Below are 17,186 nucleotides of genomic sequence, written 5' to 3'. Positions count from 1 at the left end.
GCCGGAAATCCACATGCGGAGAACCACAAGCGCGGGAGACCGGTCGTCCCGAACGTTGATCGCCGCCGCGCGGGCACAGCGTATGGCGCCCCGAAACGTCGGTCAACGACGTTCACTGAGATCTCACCCAAAAGAGCAGGGCCCGCGGATTCCCCGATGTGCGGAGACGACACCCACGATGGTTCGGGCTTCAGTAGCGAGAGGCCCTGCTGCGCATCACTGCGCACGCGGACGGGATGCGGCCGAAGGCCGGATCAGGATGCCGGGTCGCCTTCGGCGGGGAGGGCGTGGGCGACGCCGTCGAGCACCATGTCGAGGCCGGCGGCGAAGTCGGCGGCGGCGCGCTCGCGGGCCGGGTCCGATGCGGGCGTCAGCAGCGCGCCGGAGGTGTAGAAGAACAGCGTTCGTAGCACCCGATCGGCGCCGGCGGGGGTGAAGCCCGCCTGGGTGAGCGCCGCGTGCAACGGGTAGTACAGGCGGGCGGTGACGGGGTCGTCGGCGTGGGCGGCGAGATGGGCCGCGAGACCGCGGCAGGTGCCGACCACCTCGTGCATCCGGAGCAGGAACGAGCGCAGCCGGGGGCGCCAGTCCGCGTCGGGCGTGTCGGCGGCGAGGACCCGCGTGTACAGCTCGGCGGTGACCAGGCGGAGCAGATCGTCCTTGGTCGCGACGTGCTTGTAGGTCGCGCCGAGGGACACCCCGAGTGACTGGGAGAGGCGGCGCATCGTCAGCCCCTCGACGCCGTCCCGCTCGATGATCGACAGCGCGGACGCAACGATCTCGGCCTCGTGCAGGACGCCCTGGCGGGGGGTTCGAGTCTCGACGGTGCGGGCGCCCCGCGCGCCGGGCGGGTCGCGGTCCATCCGCCCAGCCTACGAGGCGCCCGCCAGGCCCGAACGGATCCACCCGGCCAGCCACCCGGCCAACTGTCCGAGCAGTGATCCCAGCATCGGGTCCCGACGCGGATGCGATCCGTGCTGGACGTACGGCGAGGCGCGTGGTTCTCTTCTACAAGACGTAGAAGCTGTGGCTCCGGACACAGGCTCGGGGCGCGGGCTCCGGACACGCGGAAGGCGGCCGGCATGGCGGAGATCGAGCTGTCCACCGGAACGATCGACTACGAGGACACCGGCGGGCCCGGGCCCGTCCTGGTGCTGCTGCACGGCCTGCTGATGGATGCGTCCCTGTGGGCCGGCCCGGTCGCGGAGCTCGCCGGCGACCACCGCTGCGTGGTCCCGACCCTGCCCATGGGGGCGCACCGCCATCCCGTGCATCCCGACGCCGACCTCTCGCTGCCCGGACTCGCCCGCCTCGTCGTGGAGCTGCTCGACCGGCTGGACCTGCACGACGTCACCCTGGTCGGCAACGACACCGGCGGGGCGCTGGTGCAGCTCGTCGTGCGGGACGGCGCCGCGCGGGACGGCGCCGCGCGGGTCGGCCGGATCGCGCTCGTCTCCTGCGAGGCGTTCGACAACATGCCGCCGAGCCTGACGGGGCGGACGCTGGCCCTGGCCGGCGCGCTGCCACCGGCGCTGCTCGGCCTGGTCATGCAGCAGATGCGGCTGCGGCCGATGCGCCGCGCGCCGATCGCCTTCGGCTGGCTGACGGCCCGCGGGGACGCCGCGACCGCCCGGTGGATGCAACCGCTGCTGCGCCGCGGCGAGAACCGTGGCGGGATCCGCCGCGACACCGTGCGGGTGCTGCGCTCACTGCGCCCGGCGCGGGAGCTCCTGCTCGACGCGCCCGCCTACCTGCCGAGCTTCACCGGCCCCGCGCTGGTGGTCTGGGCCGCCGAGGACCGGGTGATGCCGCCCGAGCACGGCCGCCGCCTCGCCGAACTCCTCCCCCGCGGACGGCTGGTCGAGGTGGCCGACACCCGCACCCTCATCCCCCTGGATCAGCCCGCCGAGCTCGCCAGGATCCTCCGTGACTTCGTCGGCGCCGACCCCGCGAACACGGCCAATACCGACAACACGGCCGAGACCGGCGACACGGCCGGCGCCGGCGACGGCGGCTGACGACAGAGGACGGTGACGAGGGCGACTGGCACAGCGACAGCGGCCACAGCGGCTGCCGACCGATCCTTGTCGCCGCGCCGCGCGCCGTCAGCCGAGCGTCCGCGGCGCCCGATCCCCCGCCGATCCGGGCTCGTCGGCGCAGCGGACTGCGGACCGCCGCCGCGCGTCGGTCACGGTCAGCGCTCCGGGGTGGCGCGACGGCCGCCCCCACTGGTCGCGCCCGCCGGCGCGGTTCCGCGGAACCGCGCCGCACCGCGCCGCCCGACCCGGTCTCAGCCCCCGGCACGACGCTGCGCGATCAGGGTGTTCGTCGCGGACAGGGCGGGAATGTCCCCTGCCACATCAGTCGCGTTGGGCGGGCGGTCGAGCATGGGAAGACGCCGGGTGGCCGGTGGGGACGGCGAGAGCGCGGACGGCGGACGAAGGCGGCATGGACTGGGCTGGCGGGGACTGGGCTGGCGTGGTGGTGCGCAGCGGGCGGCCTCGCCGCCCGGGCAGCCGGGGGGAGGAGCACGCTCCCGCGGGGCCAGGGCGCCACGCCGGCGGCTGATCGTGCTGCTGATCCTGCTGATCGCGGCAGGGGAGGTGCCACTCATGGCGCTCGTGTTCGGCGACTCATGGGGCGACGCGATCGCCGACGGCATCATCGTGCTCTTCTCCGCCCCGTTCGGGTGGCTGGGCGGCTGCCTGCACCGGAAGGCCACGGAGGGGACCGCCGCCGCCAAGGCGCGCCGCCTTCGCGCGTCGGCGGGCTCCGGGGAAGCGTCGAGCGGCGACCGCTGACGGCGCCGCTCGCCCCAGGTCCAGCATCTTCCCCGTGGGTAGGCCCCCGTCCGGGCCGTCCGGGACGGGTCCGCCACGGTGGGCGATTCGATAGCATCGGGCGTCCCGAACCCCTTCCGACGAGCGCCGACGGTCCCCAGCAGGAGGCAGGGCTGCCATGCCCCGTGCGCAGAACCTGACGGCGACCGACGAAGATGCGCGTGTAGACGGGGATGCGCCCGCCGACGGGGATGTGCGGGCCGACGGGGATGTGCGGGCCGACGGCGGTTCGCGGTCCGTCGAGGGTACGCAGGCGGACACCCCTCGGCGCCGCATCGGCCGGCCGCTCGCCCACCCACCCGAGGAAGAACGCTCGATGATGATTCGGGCGGCGTACCGGGTGTTGGCTCGGGCGGATACGGGCTCCGTCACCGTCAGCGAGATCCTCGCCGAGGCGCAGCTGTCGACCCGGGCGTTCTACCGGCACTTCACGTCGAAGGACCAGCTCCTGCTGGCGATGTTCGAAGAGGAGAGCGAACGGGCCACGGCCCAGCTCACGCAGCGGTTGGCCAGCACACCCGATCCGTACACGGCGGTCGGCGCCTGGATCCGCTTCCACATCCAGCTCGCCTTCGAACCCCGGCGGCATCGCCGGACCCTCGTCATGCAGACGCTCGAGCTTCACCGCGTCGCCGGCTATGCCGAGGCGCTCGCGCGGCATCAGGAGCTGAACAGGGCTCCGCTGGTCCGGGCCCTCGAGGCCGGCGCCGCGGCGGGCATCTTCCGGCACACCCGGCCGACCACCGATTCGATCATGATCCAGGACATTGTGAACAATGTCCTCCTGCGGCGTCGCGACGGGATCGAGACCAATGACGGCGAAACCGTCAGGGCCACGATCCACGAGTTCCTGAGCCGGGCCATCGGCGTGCAGCACCGGCCCGATCCCGGAAAGGACGCGACCTAACCAGGAAGATCGAGGAGGCGGACCCATGAAGTTCGGCGTGCAACACGGCATCGGTGACCCGCGGTGGCGGCCCGAGGTGCTGGACCAGCGGAACATCACCCCGTGGGTGCGGGCGGTCGAGGAGAGCGGGTGGTCCGGCATCGCCTTCACCGATCACCCGGCCCCGTCCACGAAATGGACGCACGCCGGCGGCGAGGGCAGTTCCGAACCTTTCTCGTCCCTGGCCTTCTGCGCCGCGCTGACCGAGGACATCACGTTGATCACACTGGTCACCGTGCTGCCCTACCGTAATCCGTTATTCACCGCGCACCAGATCCGCACGCTGGACCGGCTCAGCGGCGGGCGGCTCGTCGTCGGCGTCGGCACCGGCTATCTGCGCGGTGAGTTCCGCGCCTCCGGCGCCGATTTCGACCGACGGCGCGAGCTGTTCGACGAGGCGCTGGAGATCCTCACGGCGGACACCGACATCGAGGAGATCTCCCACCGGGGAATCGGCTTCGAGACGTCCGGCACCGCGCTGCGGCCGCCGTCGATCCAACGACCGCACCCGCCGCTGTGGGTGCACGCGAACAGCAGGTGGGGCCTGGAGCGGGCGGCCCGCTTCGGCGGCGGCGCCCTGTTCACCCTCACCACCGAGACGCTGGCCGGCACCATCCGCACCGCCCACGTGCCCGATGCGGCCGCCGTCGGCGAGCGCATCGACAGGCTGCGCGACGCCACGACCGCCGCGGGCCGCGACCCGCAGGAGGTCACCGTCGTCCTCGGCGGGGTCCTGTCCCTGATCGACGTCCGGCAGGGCTGGAACACCGAGCAGGTCCGGGCCGAGGTCGCCGCCTACGAGCGTCTCGGCGTGGACTGGCTCATCTTCAACGTGATCGGCGACGATCCCGGGGCGTCCGAGGAGACGGTGCGCCGCTTCGGCGAGGAGATCATCCTCGCCAAGGACTGACCGCCTACGAGCGGCTAGCCGGTGACCCAGTAGTCGGCGTCGTCGGCGGAGCCCTGGAGCGCGTCGGACGACGGGCGCGGGCGGGGGGCCGCGCCGACCAGCCGCATCCGGGCCGACCGGTGGTTACGCCGACCGGCCCCTGCTTGCCCGGACCCGGGACCCCAGGCCGGCACGGCCCGCAGGACACGCGGCGGGGCCGCGGCGATCACGGCGTCGGCGAATGCGGCGAGCTGCGCCGGGCGGTGCCGGTTGCCCGCCGCCGCCCGGGCGGCAGCGGCGGCGGGCTGGGCGGCGCGACCGGAACGGTGCGGGCCGTCGAAGGTCACCATGCCCCGGGCGCCGATCAGCGTCGCGAGCTCGGCGACCTGCGCGGCCGGCTGCGGACCGACCGCCTCCGCCCCGCCGAGCCGCGCGCCCGCGCCCTGCGATCCGGCCGGGGCGCCCCACTCGGCCGGCCCGCTCGGCCCGCTCGGCCCGCCGTGGCTGCCGGGCCAGGTGACGGCGGCGTCGGCGCGCGGGTCGCTGCTGACCAGCCACACCGGTAGCCGGGACAGCCCGGCGCGGCGCCGGCGCACGAGCCGGCGCGCGTCGCAGGCCCACCGTCCGGCGAACAGCGCCCCGGCGACGATGACCGCGTCGTAGGACGCCACCTCCCGCACCTGCCGCGCCGGCAGCACGTCGGCGTCGAGACCGCGGGCGCTCAACGCCGCACCGATCATCGCGGCCAGGTCGCCGGCCCCGCCACACCCGGTTCCGAACGCCACCAGAGCTCGCGTCATGGCACCCCTCCCAACCTTGCGTCCAGGGCCGTCGAGGTGGACCGCACGCGATCGACTCGAGCCCGTAACCCAGTGGACATCCGTGGCGGGGCACACACCATCAGTCGAACGTCACGTCCGGCGGGCCATCCGGACCCGGTCCGACGGGCACGGTCGGACCCCGGTGCACGCCACGCACCGACCCGCGGTCACCACGGGTCGGCGGTGGTTGCCCCGGTCACACCCCCGAACAGCCGGCGCCGGCCGGCCGGGACGGCGGCCCGGACGGTCCCGCCCGCGCCGACTGCCGCGCATCGCAGCGGCCGGCGTCAGCCCGCGCCGACGACCGGCCCGGACACCGCCGGACGGCACCTCCGTGCCACCCGTCCCCGCCCTCGCCGCCTGTTCCGCCCCGGCGCGGGCCAGGCCAGGGGTTGCGGTGCGTGCAGCGCGGTCTGAGCCGAGCAGACCGCGTGCACCGCACCGCAATGCACCGCACCGCACCGCACCGCACCGCACCGCAATGCAACGCTCTCGGCGTAACGGTCAGCCGCGCAGCCAGCGACGCAGGCGGGGGCGCGAGGCCCGCGCCCAGGTGGCGTCGAAGGCGGCCCGGGTGGCGGCCGCGCGGGCTCGCTCGTCCCCGGCGAGCAGGCCGTAGGTGAAGGACGACTCGCCCGCGAGGTTCGCGGCGACGGCGAAGGCGCGCAGGCGGGTCTGCGCGACGACGCAGTCCTGGTGCTCGCCGAGCTCGTTCTGGATCCGCTTCGCCGCCGTCGCGAGCGCCGCCGCGTCGCGGCCGTGGACGGGCACCATCAGCTCGCTGGCGTAGCGCAGCCGCTTCGCGGCCTTACGGGCACCGTGGTAGGCGAGGTCGCGCTCGGAGCCCGCGGGGGCCCGCCGGGCGCGTGCGACCCGCCGGGTGAGCTTACGGTCCGCCTTGGCGACGAGCTTGGGCAGCACCGTGCCGGCGGGGCGGCGGGCCCGCTCGGTCTGCCCGACGTCGGCGACGAAGGCGAGCAGCGCCTCGATGAACCCGAGGTACCGCTCGCCGCGCAGGTAGGCCAGCGCCTCCTCCCGGCTGCGCAGCCGCTCGCCGAGCAGCGACTCCTGGACGCGGGCGGCCACCGGGCCGAGCAGCAGCTCGACGGGCTGCCCGGCGAGCTCGCCGGTGAAGCGGGCGAGCTGCACCTCGGCGTCGCGGGGCCGGCCGAGCACCTCGCCGATCTCGCGCAGGCCGGCTTCGATCTCGGCGGCGCGCTCGGCGTCGAACAGCGGCCGGAAGGTCTGGACGGTGCTGCGCAGCCGCCGGGCCGCGACCCGCATGTCGTGGACGGCCTCGGGCGCGTTGACGCGCACCGCCGGATCGCGGTCGAGCAGCGCCGCGGTGTGCTCCGCCAGGTAGGCGTGGACGACCTGGGCGGCGGTGTCGGAGGCGGCGAGCCGGGCCGGGCCGGGCTGGACGTCGGGCGCGCCGAGCTCGACGGCGAGGGCGCGCCGCAGCTTCGACGGCGACGGCGCGGGCCGCGCACCGGCCCGGTGCAGGGCCTTGCTGGCGGCGGGCAGCACGTCCACCCCGGCCGGGACGAGCGCCTCGAGTTCGACCTCCCGCCACCGCGACACGATGGTGCGCTCCCCCATCGTCCGCGCGTTGACCTGGTCGTCGGCGACCTCGACGAGGTCGTGGCCGGCGGCGTCGCGCAACCGCCGGGTGCGCCGGACCGTCGTGATCGACGCCACCGGTCGAAGCGCGGCGCCCCGCAGCCGCACGGCGACGAGGTCCAGCAGCTCCGGCGGGATCTGCGACGGTTCGCCGAGCGGGCGGCCGATCTCGTCGCGGGCCCCGTCTGCGGTGGGGATCTTCAGATGCCAGCCCTCGTCGGCGCCGCCCTCCCGGCGGCGCAGCGTCAGGCTGTTGCGGGCCAGGCGCAGGTCGTCGGTGTCGTAGTAGACGGCGTCGAGGTGCCGCTCGTCCGGCTCGGCGACGGAGGCGACCCCCCGCACTCTGTCGAAGGCGGGGAGCGCGAACATCTCGTCCACCGCGAACTTGCGCTCGACCTCATGCGTCACTGCCACGACTGGCCTCCATCCGGTGCGATCAGCGCACTGATGCCCGGCCCGCGGCCGAAAAACCCTGCCGGCACGAGGTGGGACCGCGTGGCGAGTCACGGCGGTCAGGCCAGCGCGACCCGGTGGGCGCCGGTGTAGATGTTCATCGAGTCGCCGCGGACGAACCCGGCGAGGGTCATCCCCGCCTCCTCGGCGAGATCCACCGCCAGCGTCGAGGGCGCGGACACCGCGACGAGCATCGGCACGCCGGCCATCCACGCCTTCTGGACCAGCTCGAACGACGCCCGGCCGCTGACGACCAGCGCGTGGCCGCTCAGCGGCACCAGACCGTCGCGCACCGCCGCGCCGATCACCTTGTCGACCGCGTTGTGCCGGCCGACGTCCTCCCGCACGGCCCGCAGCACGCCGTCGACGCCGGCGAGCGCCGCCGCGTGCAACCCGCCGGTGGTGGCGAACAGCCGCTGCCCCGCCCGCAGCGCGTCGGGCAGGCCGGTCACGGTCGCCGCGTCGAGCAGCAGCGGGTCGTCGGCGACGGTGAACCGGCTGCGCAGCCGGACCGCGTCGATGCTGGCCTTCCCGCACAGGCCGCAGGAGCTGGTGGTGTAGAAGTTGCGGGTCACGTCGACCTCGGGCGGGGCGACCCCGGGGGCCAGCGCCACGTCGAGCACGTTGTAGGTCGGCCGCCCGTCGGCGTCGACCGCACCGTCCCCGCCAGCCGCCTCGCCCTTCCCGGACGCCTCGCCTCTCCCAGACGCCTCGCCTCTCCCAGACGCCTCGCTTCTCCCGGACGCCTCGCTTCTCCCGACGCAGTAGCGCATCGAGGCCACGTCGGCGGCTCCGGCGATCATGCCTTCGCCGAGCAGGAAGCCCAGCGCCAGGTCCATGTCGTCGCCGGGGGTGCGCATCGTGACCGCCAGTGCCCGCCCGCCGACCCGGATCTCCAGCGGTTCCTCGCCGACCACCGTGTCCGGGCGGACCGCCGTCGCGACCCCGGCCCGGACCCGGGTCACCCTGCGCCGGGCTGTCGCCCGCCCCATCAGCGCGCCCCTGCCACCGGGCCGCGCGCCGGCTCCAGCCGGATGAGCAGCGACTTGGAGGTCGGGGTGTTGCTGCGGGCGGCGGTGGAGTCCAGCGGGACCAGGACGTTGGTCTCGGGGAAGTAGGCGGCGGCGCAGCCCCGCGCGGTCGGGTACGCCACCGCCCGGAAGTTCTCCGCCCGCCGTTCGCCGTCCGTCCACACGCCGACGAGGTCGACGTGCACACCGTCGGCGAGGCCGAGCGCGGCGAGGTCGTCCGGGTGGACGAGGACGACGCGACGGCCCCGGCGGACCCCGCGGTAACGGTCGTCCATCCCGTAGATCGTCGTGTTGTACTGGTCGTGGGAGCGCACCGTCTGCAGCAGCATGTGCCCGGGCGGGACGCGCAGCACCTCGCAGACGTTCTCGGTGAACGCCGCGCGGCCGTCCGGCGTCGGGAAGGTGCGGCTGTCCCGCGGCGGATGCGGAAGCTGGAAGCCACCCGGGGCGGCGAGCCGGGCGTCGAAGTCCTCGAACCCCGGCACCACCCGGGCGATGTGGCCGCGGATCCGCCGGTAGTCCCCGGCCAGCCCCGCCCAGTCCACCGAGTCGTCGGCCCGGCGGGCGAGGGTGGCCTCGGCCAGCCCGCAGACGATCGCGACCTCCGAGCGCAGGTCCGGCCCGGCCGGCGGCAGCGTGCCCCGGGAGGCGTGCACCATGCCCATCGAATCCTCGACGCTGACCTGCTGTGCCCCACCGGCCCGCACGTCGACCTCGGTGCGCCCCAACGTCGGCAGGATCAACGCCGCCCGCCCCGTCACCGCGTGGGAACGGTTCAAGGTCGTCGACACCTGCACCGTCAGCCGACACGCCCGCATCGCCGCCTCGGTCACCGCCGAATCCGGCCCGGCCGCGACGAAGTTCCCACCGAGGCCGAGGAACACCCGCACCCGACCGTCGCGCATAGCCCGGATCGTCTCCACCACGTCGTGGCCGTGCGCCCGCGGCGGAGCGAAGGAGAACTCGGCGCCCAACGCGTCGAGAAACGCGTCGGGCATCTTCTCCCAGATTCCCATCGTGCGGTCGCCCTGGACGTTGGAATGCCCGCGCACCGGGCACACCCCCGCCCCCGGCCGGCCGATGTTCCCCCGCAGCAGCAGGAAGTTCACGACCTCCTGAATCGTCGCGACCGCGTTGGCGTGCTGGGTCAGGCCCATCGCCCAGCACACCACCACCCGGTCGGCGGCCAGCACCCGGCCGGCCAGCTCGTCGATCTCGGCGGCGGCGAGCCCCGTCGCCGCGGCGACGTCGGCCTCGGACAGATGCCCACGAACGTGTGTGGCGAACTCGGTGAATCCGCTGGTGTGCTCGGCGAGGAAGGCATGGTCGAGCACCGTGCCGGGGGCCGCGTCCTCCGCGTCGAGCAGCCGCCGCGACAACGCCTGGAACAGCGCCATGTCCCCGTTCAGCCGGATCTGCAGGAACTGGTCGGCCAACGCCGTGCCACGCCCCACGATCCCCCGGACCTGCTGCGGGTTCCGAAAACGCAGCAGGCCCGCCTCCGGCAACGGGTTGACTGCGACGATGCTGCCGCCGGCCCGCTTCACCCGTTCCAACGAGCTGAGCATCCGCGGATGATTCGTCCCCGGATTCTGCCCCACCACCAGCACCAGGTCCGCGGACTCCAGATCGGCCAACGTCACCGACCCCTTACCCACTCCGATCGTCGAGGTCAACGCCGCCCCCGACGACTCGTGGCACATGTTCGAGCAGTCCGGCAGATTGTTCGTCCCGAACATCCGCGCGAACAGCTGCCACACGAACGCCGCCTCGTTGCTGGTCCGCCCGGAGGTGTAGAACGCGGCCTCGTCCGGGCTGTCGAGCCCCGCCAGTTCGGCGGCGACGATCCCGAACGCCTCGTCCCAGCCGACCGGGACGTAACGATCCGCACCCGGCGCCCGGTACATCGGCTCCACGATCCGACCGCGGCTGCCCAACCAGTGACCGGAGCGACCGGCGAGGTCGGACACCGGATGCGCGGCGAAGAACTCCCGCGTCACCCGGCTGCGGGTCGCCTCCTCCGCCACCGCCTTCGCGCCGTTCTCGCAGAACTCGACGACGGACCGCTCCCCCGGCGCATGCTCCGGCCACGCACACCCCGGACAGTCGAACCCGTGGTCCTGGTTGACCAGCCGCAGCGTCCGCACCGCCCGGCCCGGCCCCATCCGCTCCCACGACTGCGCGAGCGCGTGCCCCACCCCCGGCAGCCCCGCCGCCGACGACGCGGGCGCCCCCACCCGCAACCGGGCGTCGTCATCCTCCAGGTCCCCACCGCCGCTACCCATGACCTCCACCATCCTCGCGATCGACGCCGGACACCACCAGCACCAGCGCCTGCCGGGCCGGGCCGGCGGCCACCGCGCGGCCACCCCGCCTCCGCCGCCATGACTGCCGGGCGGACGTACACTCGCACCTACGTACAACTTTTTGTACAAAGGAGGTCCGGTGAAGACGATGAGCTACTCGGAGTCACGAGCACGCTATGCCGAGGTCCTCACCGCGGTGGCGGACGACCGGGAGGAGATCGTCATCACCCGGGCCGGTCACGAGCCGGTCGTCATCGTCTCTCTGGATGACTACCAGTCCCTCAAGGAGACGGCGTACCTTCTCCGCAGCCCCGAGAACGCCCGCCGGCTGCTGGCCGCCATCGATCGCCTCGAAAACGGCGCCGGCACCGTACGCGACCTCGCCGAGTGAAGCTCGTCTGGGACGAGAACGCGTGGCAGGACTACGTCTGGTGGCAGACGGAGAACCGTAAAATCCTCAAGCGCATCAACATGTTGATCCAGGACACAGCCCGGAACGGCAACGACGGCATCGGCAAGCCCGAACCGCTCAAGCATGGCTTCCAGGGCTACTGGTCTCGGCGCATCAACGATGAACATCGACTGATCTACAAGATCAGTGACGATCAGATTCGCATAGCCCAGTGCAGGTACCACTACTGAGGCTCTGGTGGCGAGAGCTCCTGAGGAGACCCGCTTCCGGTGGCCTACCGGCCGGTCCAGGCGGGTGGGCGCTTCTCCAGGAACGCGCGGACGCCCTCGGCGGCGTCGGCGGAGTCGCGGATCGCGTCGAGGGCGCCGGCGGTGGCCTGCCAACCGGCGGCGTCGGCGGCCGGGGCGACCGCGGCGTCGACGGCCGCGAGGCAGGCCCGCACGGCGGTCGGCGCGTTGCGGCAGATCCGCTCGGCCAGCGTCAGGGCGGCGTCGAGTGCCCCGCCGGACTCGGCGAGCACGTTGACGAGGCCCGCCTCGTAGGCACGCCGGGCATCGAAGGGATCGCCGACGAGGATGAGCTCGCGGGCCAGGTTCAGCGGCAGGGCCCGCGGGCCGCGAAACAGCGCGCCGCAGGTGGGGACGACGCCGATCGTCACCTCCGGCAGGCCGAACCGGGCGCCCGCGCCCGCGACGACGAGGTCGCAGGCCAGCACGATCTCCAGGCCGCCGCCGAGCGCCGGGCCCTCGACCGCGGCGATGAGCGGGGTGCGACGACGCCGGCGGACCACGCCGTATTCCCCGCCCCGCTCGGTGACGTAGTCGCCGCCGGCGGTCAGGTCGCTGCCCGCGCAGAACACCGTCGGGGTGCCGGTGAGCACGCCGACCCAGAGGTCGTCATCGTCGTCGAGCAGGTTCAGCGCGTCATCGAGGGCGTCGGCCATCGCCCGGTCGACCGCGTTGCGCCGACTCTCGCGGCGCATCGACACGATCAGCACATGGCCCTCGCGGTGGACGTCCACCCGTTGCGCGTCCCGGTCCGTCATCGCCCGCTCCACGCCCCGTCCCGTCAAGCTGCCCGTCCCGTCAAACTGCCCCGCCCGTCAAACTGCCCGGCCGGTCCGGCTCTCCGGGCCGTCGCCGAGCGGATGACCGGCGCCGGCTGGAGACACAGAATAGCCTTCTGGCCTTGCAGGAACGATGTTTGCGCTCCGGCCGCGGTCGGCGCGGTCCGCCCGAGAGGATGTGCGCATGCAGGAACAGCGACGCGGCCGGAAGATCGCGATGGAGCGGGCGGAGATCGACGCCTTCCTCACCGAGGAGCGGGTCTGCCGGGTGGCGACGGCCAGCCCCGACGGCCCGCACCTGACGCCGCTGTGGTTCGTGTGGGACGGCCAGGCGCTGTGGCTGTGGTCGATCGTGCGCAGCCAGCGGTGGACCGACCTCGCCCGCGACCCGCGCGCCGCCGTGCTCGTCGACGCGGGGATCGGCTACGGCGAGCTGCGGGGGGTGGAACTGCGCGGCCGGTTCGCCCCGGTCGGCGAGGCGCCGCGCGCCGACGTGCCGAACCCCGACCTGGAGGTCCCGGAGCGCCTGTTCGCCGCCAAGTACGCCGGCGGCGGCACGACCGAGCCCGACGGCCGCCACGGCTGGCTCCGCCTCACCCCCGAGAAGATCACCAGCTGGGACTTCCGCAAGCTCTGACGGACGACGGGCCCCCTGGTGCCCGGGGCGGGCGGTTGAGCATGACGACGCGGCGGTGGGCGGCATCGAACGTCGCCTTCGTCGTGGCCGCGCGGCTCGGCCGTCGCCAGGCGGTTGCCAGGCTTCTCCGGGCCCTTACCGCCGGCCGGGACTCACACCGGAGCGAGGTCGAGGGCTTCCCGGGCCTTGGCGAGGAGAAGATGTTCGGAGAAGGGCTTCTCCAACAGGATGACACCGGGGTCGAGTTTTCCCTGGGTGGTGAGAACGGGGTGCGCATAGCCAGACATGTAGAGCACTCGGATACCCGGCCGGACGGTGCGGATGCGGTCGGCGAGTTCCTTTCCCTGCATGTGCGGCATGATGACGTCGGTGAGGAGCAGATGTATCTCGCCGGGGTACTCCGCGGCGATGGGGATGGCATCGTGGGCGGAGCCTGCGGTGAGAACCTGGTAGCCGTTACGGGTGAGCAGGCGCCGGGTGACCTCGAGGATGGCGGACTGGTCCTCGACGAGGAGAACCGTCTCCCCGTCGCGCGCGGGGGTTATGGGGGTGGCCTCCTCGTCGACGGTGACCGTCCTGGCGGTGGTAGCAGGAAGGAGACATCTGATGGTGGTGCCGACTCCGGGCTCGGAGTAGATCGCGGAGTGTCCGCCGGCCTGACTGATTATTCCGTAGACAGTGGCCAGTCCGAGGCCCGATCCCTCACCTTTCGGCTTGGTGGTGAAGAACGGCTCGAAGACCCGGGCGACGAGTTCGGGTGACATGCCGGTTCCACTGTCGGACACGCGGAACTGTGTGTAGCGGCCGACTTTCACGTCTGGCCGTTCGGCAGCGTACTCGTAATCCGCGTCGACGTTGGTGGTGTCGATGGTCAGGACGCCGCCGCCGAACATGGCGTCGCGGGCGTTGACCGCGAGGTTGGTCAGGACCTGCTCTATCTGGCCGGGGTCGGCCATGACAGGCCACAGGTCGGGATGGAGACTGGTCTGCAACACTATGTGTTCGCCCAGGGTACGGCGCAGCAGGTGCTCCATGTCGGTGACGACCTGATTCAGGTCGATGACCCTGGGCTGTACGGTCTCGCGGCGACCGAAGGCGAGGAGCTGGTGGGTCAGGGTGGTGGCGCGATCGGCGGCACGTAGGATCTCGTCGATATCGCGCTGGACGTCGCTCCACCGCTCTTTGTCTGCGTCCGCCGCCGCGGCCTGAGCGATCTCCTCGGCGACGAACGTGGCGTAGTTGATGACGACGCCGAGCAGGTTGTTGAAGTCGTGCGCCACCCCACCGGCGAGCTGACCGAGGCTCTCGAGTCGCTGCGACTGGTGGAGTTGGCTCTCAAGGCGGCCGCGCTGCGCCTCGGCGCGCAGCCGTTCCTTTTCGAGGCGGGCATCCAGGCGGCCGGTCACATCCCGCACGGCCGCGGCGACGATGAGACCGTCGGGGGTGTCGATGGAGGACAGCGAGATCTCCGCGGGGAACTCACTGCCGTCACGGCGACGCGCAGCCACGTCGAGGCCGACGCCCATCAGCCGTGGCTGCGGATCGGCCAGATAGTCACGACGGTGTGCCGGATGCGCGGCGCGGACGGCGTCGGGCACCAGAATCTCGATCGACTGACCGACCAGCTCATCACGAGCATAGCCGAACAGACGCTCGGACTGCGCGTTGGCCAGAACAATCCGCCCATCCGGCCGTACTCCGATGATCGCATCCGGCGCCGCCTCCAACAGACCGCGAAACCTCGCCTCCGCGCGAATACGATCGGTCACATCCCGCACGGCCGCGGCGACGATGAGACCGTCGGGAGTGTCGATGGAGGACAGCGCAATCTCCACGGGGAACTCACTGCCATCACGGCGACGCGCAGCCAGCTCCAGGCCGGCCCCCATCAGCCGTGGCCGCGGATCGGCCAGATAATCGCGACGATGTGCCGGATGCGCGCCGCGGGCGGCATCGGGCACCAGAATCTCGATCGACTGACCGACCAGCTCATCACGGCCATAGCCGAACAGACGCTCGGTCTGCGCGTTGACCAGAACAATCCGCCCATCCGGCCGGACCCCGACAATCGCATCCGGCGCCGCCTCCAGAAAGCCGCTTGCCAGGTCAGTCGGTGAATCCTCCATCACACTCCACCCTCAGGTATCCGCGCACCTACTTCACGTGGACGGCGATCGACGCTAGCAGGTGCGTAGACGATTCGCCGCGCGTCGGGAGCGGCGCCGAGCCATCCTTCTGGACCGGCCACGGCCTTTTCGATGTTCATTGACCAACGATCGGAGTTCGTCGATTTCGGCTGCCATTTCCCCTGCGGCCACAGCAGAGGCGGGTAGATCAAGTTGTGGTACGCGAACAGATGGTTATGCTCGAAGAGCGGTAGCCGCCCGATCAGTTGGAGGTCGCGATGTCGGACGATGATCAGCTAGGCAAGAGCCTTGCCGATCTCTCCGGGGTAGCCCTGACGGAGCCGTTGCGGGCGGTCCTGACGAAAATTGCAATGTTTGCGGCGCAGGCGATTCCCGGCGCCGACGGTGCCGGCCTGGCTCTGATAGAGGAGCGCCAGCCGGACACCGTGGTGGCGAGTGCGCCGTTCGTCCGCGATGTCGACGACGCGCAGTACAGGCTGGGAGAGGGGCCATGCCTCCAGGCCTGCAAGGACCGGCGCACCCAGATCTCGACCAGGCTCGGGGCGGAACCACGCTGGCCCCGTTTCGGTGTCGAGGCCGCCCGCCTAGGGGTGGAAAGCGCGCTTTCGTTGCCGCTGGAGGTGGAGGGCGACCTGATCGGGTCCCTGAACGTGTATGGGACAGGACGGGACGCGTTTGCCGAGGACGCGGTCCGGGTCGGGGAGTTGTTCGCCGATCCGGCGGCTGTTTCGGTGGCGAATGCCCGGCTGCTTCTGCAAAATCAGCGGCTGCTCGAGGATCTCACGAAGCGACTGTCCGACCAGGCATCGGCCCTGCAGACCATCAGCACTGTGATGAGCCGAGTCGGCGACAGCGCCGCCCGTGCGCTTGAGACTGTTCAGGCGATGAACAAGGAGGGGGCCAGGATCGTGGCCAGGGCCCACCAGGTGTGGAACCTGTCGAACCTGGACGTAACCAAGAAGAACGCGGACGTGACCAACAAGTAGGCCGACCCGGCCACCATCCTGTTGTGGGCTGTCCGGTCACAGGTCACGTGGAGGCGGGTGGCGATCCGTCGAGCACCTCTCGTACCTTGTCCAGCAGGACCGGTCCGGTGAAGGGCTTCTCCAGCAGGTAGACGTCTGCCTCCAGTTTTCCCTGCGCCGTGAGGACGGGGTGGGGATACCCGGACATGTAGAGAACGCGGATGGCCGGCCGCCCGGCCTTGATCCGGTTGGCCAGTTCCCTGCCCTGCATGCGCGGCATGATGACATCGGTGAGGAGGAGATCGATCTCACCAACATGTTCGATGGCGATGGTGCACGCCTCGACCGCGGACGGGGCAGTAAGAACGTGATATCCGTTGCGGGTGAGGACCCGGCGCATGATCTCGCGCATGGCGTCTTCGTCATCCGCGACGAGAATCGTCTGCCCGCTCCGCTTCGGGGCCGGCTCCGACCGTTGCTGGGCGGTCGACGGCCCCGGCGACGTGACATTCGTGGTCATCTGTCGCGGCTCGCACGCAGTTCGGTCGGCGGGGACGTGCCGGGTATGTACCACGATTGGCGTCCGTCGTCCCAGCGGACCACGTACGGAGCCTTCCCCCCTTCCCCCCGAATTTCAAGGATCACACCGTGGCGCTCGCCATGGCCCGGCCTGCCCTGCTGAATCAGCCGGTCCCCGACCCTGGCATACATGGTGTTTCCGGTATAAATCATCGCCATCGACTCGCTAACTCCTCGCAACGCCGCCCCCCGCACCGAACGGAGTCTTCCGTTCGGCTACGCTCCCACCCGATGATCGACCTGTGTATGACAACGGGAGAGATTCGAGGCCGTTGCTCCGGATGACATCACTCTACCCGGACACGGAATTCCGCACCACTTCGTGGCGACCCGGGTCCGGCGGACAAGGGCGTCTCCTGCAGAGTGAAAAGCACGACCAACCCGACGTCCTGCGCGGTCCCCTGTATGTGCCGGCGTTTGAGGACAAGAGCGTCTCGCTCTCCACAGGGCGCTGTTCGGCCCCCGCGGCCCCAC

17 protein-coding genes are annotated in these 17,186 nt (G+C 72.0%); 8 read left to right on the top strand and 9 right to left on the bottom strand.

The window, feature by feature from the left end; all coding sequences use genetic code 11:
- Positions 1-254: 254 nt before the first annotated feature.
- Positions 255-863 (bottom strand): TetR/AcrR family transcriptional regulator, encoded by a 609-nt coding sequence (locus tag FRAAL_RS10700; protein ID WP_011603610.1) that lies wholly within the window; start codon positions 861-863, stop codon positions 255-257.
- 219 nt (positions 864-1,082) lie between these two features.
- Between FRAAL_RS10700 and FRAAL_RS10695 the strand changes: the two genes are divergently transcribed.
- The 4 genes from FRAAL_RS10695 (at position 1,083) to FRAAL_RS10680 (ending at position 4,696) form a co-directional block, all read left to right on the top strand.
- Complete coding sequence (locus FRAAL_RS10695) at positions 1,083-2,018, top strand: alpha/beta fold hydrolase (RefSeq protein WP_050997069.1); 936 nt, start codon at positions 1,083-1,085, stop codon at positions 2,016-2,018.
- 552 nt (positions 2,019-2,570) lie between these two features.
- On the top strand, positions 2,571-2,801 hold the full coding sequence (locus FRAAL_RS10690) for a hypothetical protein (protein WP_011603608.1): 231 nt from the start codon (positions 2,571-2,573) through the stop codon (positions 2,799-2,801).
- A 157-nt stretch (positions 2,802-2,958) separates the two neighbouring features.
- Positions 2,959-3,747 (top strand): TetR/AcrR family transcriptional regulator, encoded by a 789-nt coding sequence (locus FRAAL_RS10685; RefSeq protein WP_063822627.1) that lies wholly within the window; start codon positions 2,959-2,961, stop codon positions 3,745-3,747.
- A gap of 25 nt (positions 3,748-3,772) precedes the next feature.
- Positions 3,773-4,696, top strand: a complete 924-nt coding sequence (locus tag FRAAL_RS10680; protein ID WP_011603606.1) for an LLM class F420-dependent oxidoreductase — start codon at positions 3,773-3,775, stop codon at positions 4,694-4,696.
- A gap of 14 nt (positions 4,697-4,710) precedes the next feature.
- Here the strand turns inward: FRAAL_RS10680 and FRAAL_RS10675 are convergent, their stop codons facing one another.
- From FRAAL_RS10675 to FRAAL_RS10660, 4 genes are all read right to left on the bottom strand, one after another.
- On the bottom strand, positions 4,711-5,475 hold the full coding sequence (locus FRAAL_RS10675) for a flavodoxin domain-containing protein (RefSeq protein WP_041939131.1): 765 nt from the start codon (positions 5,473-5,475) through the stop codon (positions 4,711-4,713).
- A 525-nt stretch (positions 5,476-6,000) separates the two neighbouring features.
- On the bottom strand, positions 6,001-7,530 hold the full coding sequence (locus FRAAL_RS10670) for a CYTH and CHAD domain-containing protein (protein WP_041939130.1): 1,530 nt from the start codon (positions 7,528-7,530) through the stop codon (positions 6,001-6,003).
- A 98-nt stretch (positions 7,531-7,628) separates the two neighbouring features.
- Entirely contained in the window at positions 7,629-8,561 is a 933-nt protein-coding gene (gene fdhD, locus FRAAL_RS10665; RefSeq protein ID WP_041939129.1) for a formate dehydrogenase accessory sulfurtransferase FdhD, read from the bottom strand.
- Positions 8,561-10,885, bottom strand: a complete 2,325-nt coding sequence (locus FRAAL_RS10660) for an FdhF/YdeP family oxidoreductase (protein WP_011603602.1) — start codon at positions 10,883-10,885, stop codon at positions 8,561-8,563. Before FRAAL_RS10660 ends, fdhD begins: the two co-directional genes overlap by 1 nt.
- Before the next feature lie 169 nt (positions 10,886-11,054).
- On the opposite strand from FRAAL_RS10660, the gene FRAAL_RS10655 reads away from it, so the two are divergent.
- Both FRAAL_RS10655 and FRAAL_RS10650 read left to right on the top strand, forming a co-directional pair.
- Positions 11,055-11,297 (top strand): type II toxin-antitoxin system Phd/YefM family antitoxin, encoded by a 243-nt coding sequence (locus FRAAL_RS10655; protein ID WP_231861697.1) that lies wholly within the window; start codon positions 11,055-11,057, stop codon positions 11,295-11,297.
- Positions 11,294-11,548 (top strand): Txe/YoeB family addiction module toxin, encoded by a 255-nt coding sequence (locus FRAAL_RS10650; protein WP_011603600.1) that lies wholly within the window; start codon positions 11,294-11,296, stop codon positions 11,546-11,548. The genes FRAAL_RS10655 and FRAAL_RS10650 overlap by 4 nt, the downstream gene beginning before the upstream one ends.
- Positions 11,549-11,592: 44 nt before the next feature.
- Here the strand turns inward: FRAAL_RS10650 and FRAAL_RS10645 are convergent, their stop codons facing one another.
- Positions 11,593-12,363: an enoyl-CoA hydratase-related protein gene (locus FRAAL_RS10645; protein WP_041939127.1), complete on the bottom strand. Its 771-nt coding sequence runs from the start codon at positions 12,361-12,363 to the stop codon at positions 11,593-11,595.
- 205 nt (positions 12,364-12,568) lie between these two features.
- Here FRAAL_RS10645 and FRAAL_RS10640 point away from each other — a divergent pair, with 205 nt between their 5' ends.
- A complete protein-coding gene (locus FRAAL_RS10640) occupies positions 12,569-13,021 on the top strand; it encodes a pyridoxamine 5'-phosphate oxidase family protein (protein ID WP_011603598.1) in 453 nt (150 codons plus the stop codon).
- 152 nt (positions 13,022-13,173) lie between these two features.
- On the opposite strand, the gene FRAAL_RS10635 is transcribed toward FRAAL_RS10640, so the two are convergent.
- Positions 13,174-15,147: a hybrid sensor histidine kinase/response regulator gene (locus FRAAL_RS10635; RefSeq protein ID WP_041939126.1), complete on the bottom strand. Its 1,974-nt coding sequence runs from the start codon at positions 15,145-15,147 to the stop codon at positions 13,174-13,176.
- 278 nt (positions 15,148-15,425) lie between these two features.
- Here FRAAL_RS10635 and FRAAL_RS10630 point away from each other — a divergent pair, with 278 nt between their 5' ends.
- Entirely contained in the window at positions 15,426-16,154 is a 729-nt protein-coding gene (locus FRAAL_RS10630; protein WP_041940384.1) for a GAF domain-containing protein, read from the top strand.
- Between the two features lie 43 nt (positions 16,155-16,197).
- Here the strand turns inward: FRAAL_RS10630 and FRAAL_RS10625 are convergent, their stop codons facing one another.
- Together FRAAL_RS10625 and FRAAL_RS31550 are read right to left on the bottom strand one after the other, a co-directional pair.
- Positions 16,198-16,653 carry a response regulator gene (locus tag FRAAL_RS10625; protein ID WP_011603595.1) on the bottom strand — a complete coding sequence of 152 codons (456 nt, stop codon included), beginning with the start codon at positions 16,651-16,653 and terminating at the stop codon, positions 16,198-16,200.
- Complete coding sequence (locus FRAAL_RS31550; protein ID WP_083866992.1) at positions 16,650-16,844, bottom strand: DUF1918 domain-containing protein; 195 nt, start codon at positions 16,842-16,844, stop codon at positions 16,650-16,652. The genes FRAAL_RS10625 and FRAAL_RS31550 overlap by 4 nt, the downstream gene beginning before the upstream one ends.
- Positions 16,845-17,186 lie beyond the last annotated feature (342 nt).

The organism is Frankia alni ACN14a, from assembly GCF_000058485.1.
In the GTDB taxonomy this organism is placed as follows: domain Bacteria; phylum Actinomycetota; class Actinomycetes; order Frankiales; family Frankiaceae; genus Frankia; species Frankia alni.
Note: the sequence above shows the minus strand (reverse complement) of the source record. Positions and strands in the feature narration are given on the sequence as shown.